Annotated in this window: 11 protein-coding genes and 1 tRNA gene; 8 read left to right on the plus strand and 4 right to left on the minus strand. The window is 41.9% G+C overall.

The features are described 5' to 3' along the window. Nucleotides 1-192: 192 nt before the first annotated feature. Entirely contained in the window at nt 193-2601 is a 2409-nt protein-coding gene (locus ACSX1H_RS17275) for a TonB-dependent receptor (RefSeq protein WP_439185492.1), read from the minus strand. 255 nt (nt 2602-2856) lie between these two features. Here ACSX1H_RS17275 and ACSX1H_RS17280 point away from each other — a divergent pair, with 255 nt between their 5' ends. Continuing rightward, nucleotides 2857-3363 carry a hypothetical protein gene (locus ACSX1H_RS17280; RefSeq protein WP_439185493.1) on the plus strand — a complete coding sequence of 169 codons (507 nt, stop codon included), beginning with the start codon at nt 2857-2859 and terminating at the stop codon, nt 3361-3363. Here ACSX1H_RS17280 and ACSX1H_RS17285 read toward each other — a convergent pair. After that, nucleotides 3349-4518 carry a metallophosphoesterase gene (locus ACSX1H_RS17285; RefSeq protein WP_439185494.1) on the minus strand — a complete coding sequence of 390 codons (1170 nt, stop codon included), beginning with the start codon at nt 4516-4518 and terminating at the stop codon, nt 3349-3351. The genes ACSX1H_RS17280 and ACSX1H_RS17285 overlap by 15 nt on opposite strands. 145 nt (nt 4519-4663) lie before the next feature. Between ACSX1H_RS17285 and ACSX1H_RS17290 the strand changes: the two genes are divergently transcribed. Both ACSX1H_RS17290 and ACSX1H_RS17295 read left to right on the plus strand, forming a co-directional pair. Then, nucleotides 4664-5023 (plus strand): hypothetical protein, encoded by a 360-nt coding sequence (locus ACSX1H_RS17290; RefSeq protein WP_439185495.1) that lies wholly within the window; start codon nt 4664-4666, stop codon nt 5021-5023. Nucleotides 5024-5087: 64 nt separating this feature from the next. Continuing rightward, nucleotides 5088-5552 (plus strand): hypothetical protein, encoded by a 465-nt coding sequence (locus ACSX1H_RS17295; RefSeq protein WP_439185496.1) that lies wholly within the window; start codon nt 5088-5090, stop codon nt 5550-5552. Nucleotides 5553-5598: 46 nt separating this feature from the next. On the opposite strand, the gene recA is transcribed toward ACSX1H_RS17295, so the two are convergent. After that, nucleotides 5599-6624: a recombinase RecA gene (recA, locus tag ACSX1H_RS17300; protein ID WP_439185497.1), complete on the minus strand. Its 1026-nt coding sequence runs from the start codon at nt 6622-6624 to the stop codon at nt 5599-5601. A gap of 43 nt (nt 6625-6667) precedes the next feature. Continuing rightward, complete coding sequence (bcp, locus tag ACSX1H_RS17305) at nt 6668-7126, minus strand: thioredoxin-dependent thiol peroxidase (RefSeq protein ID WP_439185498.1); 459 nt, start codon at nt 7124-7126, stop codon at nt 6668-6670. 282 nt (nt 7127-7408) lie between these two features. On the opposite strand from bcp, the gene ACSX1H_RS17310 reads away from it, so the two are divergent. The 5 genes from ACSX1H_RS17310 to ACSX1H_RS17330 all read left to right on the plus strand — a co-directional run bounded on the left by ACSX1H_RS17310 (nt 7409) and on the right by ACSX1H_RS17330 (nt 11961). Then, entirely contained in the window at nt 7409-9874 is a 2466-nt protein-coding gene (locus ACSX1H_RS17310; RefSeq protein ID WP_439185499.1) for a hypothetical protein, read from the plus strand. Between the two features lie 51 nt (nt 9875-9925). Beyond that, nucleotides 9926-10201 carry an ATP-dependent Clp protease adaptor ClpS gene (locus tag ACSX1H_RS17315; protein ID WP_439185500.1) on the plus strand — a complete coding sequence of 92 codons (276 nt, stop codon included), beginning with the start codon at nt 9926-9928 and terminating at the stop codon, nt 10199-10201. Nucleotides 10202-10205: 4 nt separating this feature from the next. Beyond that, the gene (locus ACSX1H_RS17320) at nt 10206-10673 is read left to right on the plus strand and encodes an NfeD family protein (RefSeq protein WP_439185501.1); all 468 of its coding nucleotides are present in this window, start codon (nt 10206-10208) and stop codon (nt 10671-10673) included. Between the two features lie 4 nt (nt 10674-10677). Then, nucleotides 10678-11661, plus strand: a complete 984-nt coding sequence (gene floA, locus ACSX1H_RS17325) for a flotillin-like protein FloA (RefSeq protein ID WP_439185502.1) — start codon at nt 10678-10680, stop codon at nt 11659-11661. 213 nt (nt 11662-11874) lie between these two features. After that, nucleotides 11875-11961, plus strand: a tRNA-Ser gene (locus ACSX1H_RS17330). The last annotated feature ends 7 nt before the right edge of the window (nt 11962-11968 follow it).

Here is an 11968-nt window from a genome sequence, read left to right on the forward strand (position 1 = left end):
TCTTGCAGCTGTTACCCAGAGTTAGCAAATATGCCACGATGTGCTACTGAAAGTGACCGGAGTGGTCCTAATTTTTATTGAGCCGCAAAGATAGACCGTTTTTTGGAATATAAGTAGTAATCTATCTGCAATGAGGCATTATTTGTGATTAATTAACGTTATTGGGCCAAATATTCTGTTTCCAAAGGCCGATTAGAGGCTTACTTGTAATGAAACGATGAAGTTTCGTCCGGGGGCAGCAATGCCGGATGAGTAGGCCTTGTAACGTTCATCAGTTATATTTTCTATTCCGGCCGTTAAGCTTGCGTATGGTTTTAACGCATATTGCGCTTTAATATTTAGAGTTGTCCATCCGGGAGAGTAAGGATTACCATTTCTGTCTTTAGCATACAGGTAGTCTTTCTCTACTTCAGACTGTGGCAGGTTATGGTACGAAACTTCTCCGTTGTATTTTGCAAATACATCTACCTTGAGCTTCTGTTTTTCGTAGCTCAGATGCGTGGTGCCAAACCAGGGTGCTGCGTGGCGAAGGGCAGAGTAGCTGCCATCTTCCAACTCTTCTTTACCTTTTTGGTAGTTGAAACGCGAAGAGGCGCTAAAACCATTTTTCCACTTGTATTCAATACCCACCTGAATGCCATAAACATACGCTTTGGCAGCATTTTGAATGGCCTGAACGCGGCTTAATTCATTATCATACAGAATGCTGTCTTGTCCGTTGATGTGAAAATCACGTCGCACTAATGCATTGTTTAAATGTGTGAAGTAGGCCGCCCCATCCACCTTCCATTTTTTGATAACGACCACGGCGGCTCCCAGTTCGCCATTAATGGCATATTCGGGCTTAAGGTTGGGGTTGGGTACGACTACGGCACCTGGTTCTGAGTCAAATACCTTACCTATGTCATCAATATTGGGTGCTCTAAAACCGGTTGAAACAGAGCTGCTCAATTGCCAGTTACTGTTGGGGCTGTGGATGACGCCCAGGCTACCGGTAAAGGCTCCATTTGACAGAGAGGTATTGTTAAATGTAAAATCGTAAAAGGTATTATCGAAATCCGCATTCAAATAAACGGTATTGTAGCGCAAACCTGCCTGTACATTGGTTTTTTCGCTCACTGGTAAAAGGTAATTGCCATACAATGCTGCCGACAACCAGTGTGAATCGTCAGGGTAGCGGGAGGAAGCAGGCGATGTGCTGCCATTACTGATGTCCTCTTTAATTCCTATTGAGCCAACCTTGTTGGTTATGAGCTCAGCACCGTAAAATAGTTTATTCCCGTTTTCCCAGTGTTTTTCGAAGTCCAGGTTAAAACTCAGTGCATTTACATTTTCTGTTCGATGGGTAATGCCGTTTTCGTTGAATTTGCGATTGTGGCGACTTTCCTCAAAGTGTTGATGGGCAATAATTAATTGCAGGTGATTGAAATATTGGTTACTGGCCGAATATTGAATATTCAGGTTATTCATCATCCACTTTTGTGGCCCATAGTACCAATCGCCATATTTTAGTTCATCACCACTGTACATGATAAGCCGGTCGTAGCGGGGCACATCGGATGATTCAGAGTAATGAAAACCATAGTTAAACTGCCAGTGTTCATCAGGCATGTATTTTACCTTTTGCATCAGGTTGAGTTGCTTATAGGCACCTGGCACCTGCACGCGACTGTCACTATTTTTAATAATGATGTCTTCATGATTGATGCGCTTCACATATTCGGGGCGCAGGTAGTCATTGGGGCCATGGCTTCCCATTTTTAGATGGTCGAAGTCAGAGAAGGTTATGGAGGTGAAAGAGGCCAGTTTGTTAAAGCCAAGATTTAGATCCAGGTGGCCAGTTTTTTCGCTGTTTGCCGACGAGTACCGGGCTGTAGCATTCGTTTTAACCAGACTTTTTTTATTGTGTGAAAGAATGGGGTCGAAGCTGTATAGGCCCATTACACCCCCAATGGCATCACTGCCATAAATAACCGAACCGGGGCCAAAAATAACTTCGGCTCTGTTGGTAGCAAAGGGATCGAGCGAAATAATATTTTGAACGTTTCCACTTCTGAATATGGCATTATTCATGCGCACCCCATCAATGGTTATCAGAACACGATTGGTTGCAAAGCCTCTTATCATCGGGCTACCACCGCCCATCTGACTTTTCTGTATATACACATCGCCGGTCATTTCAATCAGATCAGCAGCTGTTTGCGGATTTACGAAGCTAACATCCTTCGGTTTTATAACAGATATTTTGGCTGGTGTTTCCCGTCGTCCTTGTTTCCACCTGGTGGCAGATACCACCACTTCATCCAGTGATAACTCGCTTTGCTCCATGTAGACTTTAAATCCTGAGTGCATCAAATCATCATAACTTAATTCTAGGGTTTCATAGCCAATCAGTCGGAAAATTATACTGTTGAGACCTTTAAAAGCACTTACGTCACTTTGGCCCTTGATGTTGGTAATGGTATTTACCTGAGGTGTTTGTGAAAAGATGGCAACCAGTTCCAATGGCTGGTGGGTTTGTTGGTCTCTAACCTGGATAGTTTGAGCAAAAGTGCTGATGACAATGAAAAGGAGGAATATAAGTAAATAGATTCGGAACATTGGTTAGTTATCTTATTTGTTAGTGGTCGTTAGGTATCAAAAACCGTGCAAATATAAGGTTTTTGGCCATTTAATTTGGGTGCCTGAAGGGGGAAGTGTTTGAGGGGTTATATCTGCTTCATTACCATTTTGTTTAATCAGAATCAAATAATAGTTCGTCATTTTTAACAGGCCTTTTGTCAAAAGATTATGCACGTTCGTGCATTCGTTCGTAATAGATTTATGATTAATAACCTATTAAACTCAAGAGTCCTAATGAAACGTGTATTTCTTATCTGTTTAATTTCACTGAGTGCCATTATTGCTACAGGGCAGGATTTTTCTTACTTGAAAGAGATTGATTTGCAAGCTGCCAGTCAAGTAGCAGAGGCTAAGGAAGCGGCCATGGAGTGCTGCTGCTATTTAACTGGTGTGCGTTACGATAAAAAAGATGAGCAGCGCCAGGTGGCCACTGCTTATGTAAAAAACTGGCTGGAAAAGACCTGTGGTATTCAATATAAGCTTGAAGAACTGTTTGAGGATGAGTCGGAACTGGCCGGTGTTTACCTGGTTTTTTACGCCCTCAATTACCTGAATCATCCTGCAAAAACAGATGTGGCCATTATCCAGGCCGATGCGCTCAAGGGTTTGATTGCCTATTGCTCTAATTCGGCTAATAAGCTAAAGCTGTCGAAAGAACTAAAGGTGGTTGAAGAAATGATTGAGGCCGGCCAGCTCGGCGATAGCATTACCGACCTCGATTTATCTTCATTGACCAGATAGTGGTTGAAACTGAAGGTTGATTTCCAGTATCTCAGGACGGTTACCTGTACGCACCGGCGGCCCCCAGGTGCCAAAGCCTGTGCTGACAATAAAATGGCTGTCTTGTTTTTTCAGGTAGCCCCGGCTGAGTTCAAATATTTTTTGTGTGATAAAGCCAAAAGGCCAGAGCTGTCCGTGGTGGGTGTGTCCTGATATTTGCAAATCGATGCCCTGTTGTGTTGGTTCATCCAGATTATATGGCTGATGGTCAAGCATGATTAAAGGCTTTTTCTGATCAATATGTGCGAGTAGCTGACTGATTTCTTTACGCGGAACAGCTGTGCGGTTTTTATCCCTGTCTTCACGACCAATGATGTAGAGCTGATCATTGATAAGTACTGATGTGTCGCGGAGAACTGTTAAACCATGTTCTTCGAGATAGGCGATTGAGCGCTCAACTCCACCAATGTACTCATGATTGCCTGTGGAGGCATAAACCCCAAAAGGCGCGCTCAACTGGCGAAGGCTTTCGCCCAGGTTTTGCCGAATAACGGGGCCAACATCTTCGTCTACAACATCGCCAGCAAATAATATGATATCAGGCTTTAGTGCGTTTATGGTTTTGACCAGCTTGCGCGTTTTTCGCGGACCGATTATGGTGCCCAGGTGAATGTCGGAAGCCGCCACTATTTTAATCTGTCTGGGGCCATCTACGGTTTTATTTATCGTTAAATTGAATGTATTAATTTTCGGATGCCAGGCATTCAGAAATCCGGCCAGAATTATCAGCAGGCTAAGTCCGGTTATGCTCAGGCCGGCGTACAATTTCAAACTCAGGTAGGCGCTGGTACCTGGCTGAGGCAAAAATTGAAAGAAATGATTTACCAGTCGCACAATGTCTGTTGCAAAAATTAACAGCGTAAAGTAGAGCATGCCGGCAAACCAGAAGGCGCCTATCCAATGTAAGGTGTTTGAAAGGGGCGAATACCATACGTGCTCTAAAAAACGACCTGCCGGATAGGCAATAAGCAAAACCAGCATTGCAATTCTGAAAGCGGTTTTGAGTGATGGCATGGTCTCCAGCCATTGTATTCCTCTGTGATAGATATAATAGTTGACGAGAAAATGAATCGTGAGAATAATACTTATAAATATCAGGAAAGCATAGTTTTTCATTCTTAAAACTTTTGGTTTAATATTCAGCCTAAATATAAAGAACAACGCCCGTGCTTTTAAGTTTTTATGCAAAAAACAGAAAAATAAACTGTGAACTATTTAATTGAATGGCTGTTTGACATTTGTTGAATTTAAACAAAAAAATATGGATAAGATAAAATACCTGATAATGGGTGGCGGAACACTGATTCTTGTGGGCATATTATTGAAAATTATGGGCATAGAAGGACCTTGGGTCCCCATAAGCTTTGCGGTGGGTGGTACCATGAAGTTGGCCTATTTGATTCTGGGAGTGCGTTTTGGTCGAGTTAAGTTAGGTGCCGAAATAGTGCTTCTGATTTTTGGACTCCTGCTTATATTTACTGCTGTGTACCTGCGAAAAACAGAACAGATGCTGCATTTGTATGTGTGGTTTTTAACGGGGGGCGTTGTGGTGAAAACACTGTTCGTTGTTTTGTTCATCCGTAAACAAAAACGCTTTAGAAAGGAGTTAGCTGTGGAGTAGTTTTCATTTTTACCGCTTAAAAGCTTATGTTTATGGTATAAATTCCAAGAACATCGAAAAAAGAATGAAAAGAATCCGTCTTACCGTTATTAGTGTCTTTTGTTTACTGCAGTTCACACTGGCTCAAACGCCTGTTGTATACAAAGAGATGTCGATCGATCCTTTACTTTGTCTGCAAATAAATAATTTTGAGGTGGCTCAAAGTATGGATGATCTTAAGCAGATACCATTAAAGTATAATGCAAAGTGCGATGCGATTGACTTTGGTAGAATTAATTTTGATAAAAAAAGTGTGGTTATTTGCAGTCAGTACGTAAAAAATGGCAATGATGCCATAAAAACAACCCGAATAGAAGTTCTCAGAAATGATCAGGCCCGGCGAATTGATGTTTATTTTGCCTCTTTTGGGAATGGGCAGTTACAGCGGCCCGGTAAAATGTATGAAAATAGGAGGTGTTTACTCCTGCCGAAATTTCCCGAAAATTATACGGTTGATGTGCACTACTCTTTAAAGGTGGTCGAACCGTAATCGGATAATATTAAGAAAGGCGAGCAACACTGCTCGCCTTTTTTTATTATTTGCTGGCTGCCTCTGCTTTAATGGCTTCCAAGATTTTTTGTTCCAGTTCGTCTGCCAGCTCTGGGTTGTCCTTGATGACTTCTTTAACTGCTTCGCGACCCTGCCCCAGTTTTGTTTCACCGTAGCTAAACCACGAACCGCTTTTCTTAACAATGTCCTTTTCAACACTCATGTCGAGAATTTCTCCTATGCGTGAAATACCTTCACCATAGCGAATTTCGAACTCAGCCTTTTTAAATGGTGGAGCAACCTTGTTCTTCACCACTTTTACGCGTGTGTGGCTACCAACTATATTTTCACCATCTTTTATTTGTGTCACCCGACGGATATCAAGTCTAACGGATGCGTAAAACTTCAGGGCATTACCACCGGTAGTTGTTTCCGGATTACCAAACATCACACCTATTTTTTCCCTCAGCTGGTTGATGAATATACAAGTTGTATTTGTTTTATTAATGGTTGAAGTGAGCTTACGCAAGGCTTGCGACATGAGTCGAGCCTGGAGACCCATGCGCGAATCACCCATGTCGCCCTCAATTTCAGCTTTAGGTGTAAGAGCGGCAACAGAGTCAATCACAATGATGTCGATAGCTGACGAGCGGATAAGCTGATCGGCTATTTCCAAGGCCTGTTCACCATTGTCGGGTTGCGAAATTAGCAGGTTTTCAAGATCAACCCCTAACTTTTCGGCATAAAAACGGTCAAATGCATGCTCTGCATCAATAAAGGCTGCGATGCCGCCCATCTTTTGGGCTTCAGCAATTGCATGAATTGCCAGGGTTGTTTTACCAGACGATTCAGGACCATAAATTTCAATAACCCGCCCACGCGGAAAACCACCTACACCCAGCGCCTGATTGAGAGCTATGGAACCTGATGAAATAACAGGTATGTTTTCAATAGCTGTGTCGTCCATTTTCATAATGGTGCCTTTGCCGTAGGTCTTGTCTATTTTATCCATGGTCAGCTGAAGTGCTTTCAGCTTTTCTTGATTCACATTATTTTCTTTCTTTTCTGCCATTATGTTGATTTTAAGCTGTTTCTTCTTTTGTAGGGAACGGAGGCTATTGGTTCAAAGCTTCCAAAATCTGGTTAGTATGATCTTTTGTTTTAACCTTTTCAATTATCTGGATAATGAGCCCGTTTTCGTCAATGATGAACGTTTTACGCAGCACGCCCATGTATTCTTTGCCATACATTTTTTTCAAACCCCAGGCATCGTATTGCTGCAGTATCTCCTTTTCGGTGTCAGCAATGAGGTTAAAACGCAGGTTGTGTTTGGCTATAAAGCGCTTGTGTGAAGCAATGCTGTCCGGACTAACACCAATCACCTCAAACCCTTTAGATGTTAATTCATCATAGTTTTCACTTAAATTACAGGATTCGGCTGTACACCCGGGCGTGTTGTCTTTCGGGTAAAAGTATAAGATTACTTTCTTGCCTGAAAAATCGTGTAAGCTAATCTCTTTTTCATCTTGATTAATGCCCTTAAAGACGGGGGCTTTGTCTCCTACTTTTAACATTACTCTGCTGTTTTTGAGCGGAATATAGACGCGCAAAGTGCCTTATTCCTAATTTACAAATATATTTAATTAAGAACGATTTATAGGGGCCATGGTTCAAAAGTTATTAACAGTTGAATGACTGGTGTTACATTCATTATAACCAATAAAAGTGTTGTTTGTTACTGTTAATAGAAGGAAGAAGGCGAGGAGGGTGTCTGGAATATTTTCAACTCCCATTTAGCTATTTAAACCGTATTGATTAATTTTGAGTTTTTAATTACACAGAAAGAAAATAACCGAATGCATTATTTAAAATCAATAGCGATAATAGCAGTTTTAATACTAGGTGTAACCCATTCAGTTGAGGCACAGACTAAAGCTTATTCATCGAAAGAGGCTTTAGAGCTGTTTAAGGAAGGGAATTATGCTGAAGCTGAGAAAGCCTACGCCTACTTGTTGGGGAAGTATGATCGTGAAGTAAAGTATAACTACTATTACGGTATTTGCTTATTAAAAAACAACAACGATATTTCTCAGGCTGTAAAGCGGTTAAGGTATGCTGCAATGAAAGGGGTTAGTCGCGATGCCTACTATTATCTGGGACGTGCCTATCAGCTCACTTATGAGTTTACTGAAGCCATTAAGCAGTATGAGCGCTTTTTAAGATATGCTTCGGCTTCTGACATACGCAATGAACATGCCCTTAAGTACAAAAGCGAGTGTGAGTTTGGGTTGAAGCAGGCAGCAAAAATCTTTTCGTTAACGGTTTACCAGCGAGATACCGTTGCCGCTGATGCAATCCTTTCGGCCTACCATCCGGCGCGCGATGTTGGAAAAGTTATGCATAACGAGGCCTTTTTTGAATCGGGGCTTGATCCTAAAGGAATACTATACCTGACCGAAAGAGGAGATGAAGTGTACTTCTCCATGAAAAGCGAGGAGCAAGGTGAGGCTATTTATAAAATGGAAAAGTTGCTTGATGGCTGGAGTGAAAGTAAGGCAATTGAGGCAATAAATTCGGAGGCGGATGATTATCAGCCCTTTGTTTTGATTGACGGCTCAACCATCTTTTTTGCCTCCAACCGAGAAGGAGGCTTGGGGGGCTATGACTTATATAAAGCCTACTTCGACGCCGAAACAAAAACCTTTCTGGAGCCCGTTAATATGGGCATCCCTTTTAACTCACCCAAAGATGATTTTTTGTTTGTGGCTGATGAATTTAATGGGATTGCCTGGTTTGCTTCCAATCGTGAAACCAATGACTCGACCTTGATTGTGTATTCGGTTAAATGGGACGATCAGGTGGTTAAAAATTTTGTTGAAGACATTAATCAAGTGCGTGCAGAAGCAGCCTTAACGCTTTCGGGCGAAGTGTTTGACGATGGAGGTGATGGCGACAAAAAAGCCGGAGACGCACAAAAAAATAAAGGAATTCAGTTTCATTTTCTGATAGCCGATACCTTAGAATACACGCATATTGATCACTTCAAAAGTGAGGAGGCGAAGAAATTTTACCAGGAGGGAACGCGGCTGCAGAGCCACAGAGACGGCCTTGCGGACTTGATGAAGCAAAAGCGTTATGCTTATGCCCGCACTAATTCTGAGGCTGAGCTATCCGCTTTGGTTAATGATATATTGGCATTAGAGAAAAAAGTCTATGGATTAGATGATTTGATTGAGGAAAACTTCTATCAGTCAAGGGTGAAAGAAATTGAAAAAATCAAAGCAATGATTGCCGCCGGAAGCTATAACTCGGCAGTTGGGCAGAAAAAACCTAAAGCAGGCATTGCCAACCTGGAAGAAATATTCATCCCAAAAGATTATACCTTTTATGCCGATGAGGAGTTTGCCCGACAACTGGCCGAACTGGAACTGATGTATAGTAAGTTGTTTTCGCCCGATGAAATTAATAAGTTGAATAGTTCCGACTCATTGTACATTTGGGGGAATATTCTCACTCTCGAATCCTCCAAGCTACTGGAAAAAGCCAATAACATGACCGAACAGAGTGAGTCGGTTTTAGATGTTTTGCGAGAGAAGGATAGTATCGATGAGCTCAGTTCAGCTCAATCCTATGTGGATAAAGCAGCCGATTTAAAGAAGATTGCCATTGCTCTATACCATAAATCACTCGACCTCAAATATGCCATCTATGATGAGAAATTGCAGGAGCTAAGACTCATTAAAAGCGATGAGGATTTGTCTTTTCTGGAAAATGCCCAGGCGGAAGGTCGTGCGTATATGAAGGAGGCAACTGAAATATTGAATCCAATGTTGGGCTATTCTTCTATTGACTATGAAAAGGCCGGCGCCATCAAGCGGGCCGGAGTGGGAATGCAGGAGCAAGGGCTTAAAACATTTGCAGATATGGAGCCTGGTAATATTGAGATACAAGAGGAGGAATCTCCAAAACGAGTGCCCAAAACGTATCAGGAACTACAAGGGTCGGTTGAGGAGCTCAAGCAGCCCGCTCAAGTGGTTGCAGATGCCTTTAGTAAAGCGACAGGTAATGGGCTGGTGTATAAAATACAGATTGGTGTATTTAGAAACGAACCGGATGAGGCAGCTGTAGCTAAAATACCGCCCATTTCGAGGCTGGCCCTGCCATCTAAAGGACTCACCAAATATTTTGCCGGAGAATATAGCTCTTATGCCGATGCTCAGAAGGATATCAAACAGGTGCAGGCTGCCGGGTTTTCAGGTGCATTTATTGTCGTGTTTAAAGACGGTAAACAAATTAACCTGACAGATGAACTCAAAAGGTAGAAATTAGTTTTTCACAAAAAAATATGGTTATTTTATAGAAACTTTTAAAGTATGGTTTCTTTTAGTAAACGAAGTGAGGAGTATAACAGGGAAGGTAACGGCAATGAAGTGCGTTCCTTAACACTTCATAATGATGACATAAATTCCTTTGATCATGTCATTGATGTGCTTTGCGAAGTTTGTGAGCATGATGCGGTTCAGGCAGAGCAATGTGCATTTTTAACCCATTACAAGGGTGCCTGTCAAATTAAAACGGGAAGCTTAGAAGATTTGCTGCTTCTCAAAGAACTATTGTCAGAAGAACATTTACTGGTTACAATCGATTAATCTTATGTCAGCACTCGTAATTATTTTAATTATCCTTTTAGGATTGTTTTTGCTCGTTTTGGAGTTTTTTGTTTTCCCAGGTGTCACATTTGCAGGTATAGGAGGTTTTATTTTTACAGCCGGAGGCATCTTTCTTGCTTATCAGAGTTATGGCGTTACTTATGGGAGTATAGCCCTTGTAAGTACTTTATTTGTTGGGGTAATCATTCTGGTTCTGTCTTTCAGGGCCAAAACCTGGAACCGCTTAATGTTGCATTCGCAAATTGGGGGCAGCGTAGAAACCGTGCAGGAAAGCACTATTCATGTTGGTGATGAAGGCATTGCAATTACACGCCTAAACCCTATTGGGAAGGTAATGATAAATGGGCAGGTAATTGAAGGTAAATGTCCGGGAAATTTTGTGGATGAAAACACACAAGTAACAGTAAAAGAAGTATATAAAACATATATAATTGTCAAACCCAAAAACTAATTAAATGGCAGGTTTAGCTCCTATCTTTTTAATTGCAGCGATTATTGTCGTTGTCTTTTTATTTCTTTACTATGTGCCAATCCTACTTTGGTTTTCGGCATTAGTTTCAGGTGTTCGTATTTCCTTAATCCAGTTGGTGCTGATGCGTATTCGTAAAGTACCACCGGGAGTGATTGTACGCGCGTTAATTGAAGCCTCTAAAGCCGGATTGCCCGGTGTGAAAAGAGATGAGCTTGAGGCGCATTACTTAGCTGGCGGACATATAGAGAACGTTGTGCATGCACTTGTATCAGCTGCAAAGGCTAATATAGACTTGAATTTTCAGATGGCGACGGCCATTGATTTGGCAGGCCGGGATGTGTTCGAAGCAGTTCAAATGTCGGTAAATCCAAAAGTAATTGATACCCCTCCGGTGGCAGCTGTTGCCAAAGATGGGATTCAGTTAATTGCTAAAGCACGTGTTACGGTTCGTGCGAATATTAAGCAATTGGTTGGTGGAGCCGGCGAGGAGACAATTCTTGCTCGTGTTGGTGAAGGTATTGTTTCATCCATCGGTTCATCAGTATCGCACAAAGCAGTGTTGGAGAATCCGGATTCGATTTCTAAATTGGTTTTGGGAAAAGGACTGGATGCAGGAACGGCTTTCGAAATTCTTTCCATTGATATTGCTGATATTGATATAGGTAAGAACATTGGTGCTGGTTTACAGATGGACCAGGCTGAGGCTGATAAAAATATTGCACAGGCTAAAGCCGAAGAGCGACGTGCAATGGCTGTTTCTTTAGAGCAAGAAATGAAAGCAAAAGCACAAGAAGCCCGTGCTAAGGTAATAGAAGCGGAAGCCGAGGTGCCGAAAGCCCTGGCAGAAGCATTTAGAAGTGGTAATCTGGGCGTGATGGACTATTTAAAGTTTAAAAACATTGAAGCAGATACGGCAATGAGAGACTCAATTTCCAAGCCAGGTAATAAGCCACCGAAAAAAGATTAATTTTTTTAAAGCTACCTTCGGGTAGCTTTTTTTTTGATCGATAATTAGTTAAGGTATCCGAACAAAAAGTCCAGAATAAAAAGTGTAGAATTTTTTCATTTTAATTTTGGAGGTTTAATACTATTTGCTACTTTTGCAATCGCAATCGCAAAGGGGACGAGGGTTAGAGAAGATGAGGCGATTGTTTCTCTTAAACGAAAGAGATAAAAAATTGGAGAGTTGGGTGAGTGGCTGAAACCACCAGTTTGCTAAACTGACGTACGGGCAACCGTACCGGGGGTTCGAATCCCCCACTCTCCGCTCAAAA

The sequence above is a fragment of the Carboxylicivirga taeanensis genome, assembly GCF_051851475.1.
Lineage (GTDB): Bacteria > Bacteroidota > Bacteroidia > Bacteroidales > Marinilabiliaceae > Carboxylicivirga > Carboxylicivirga taeanensis.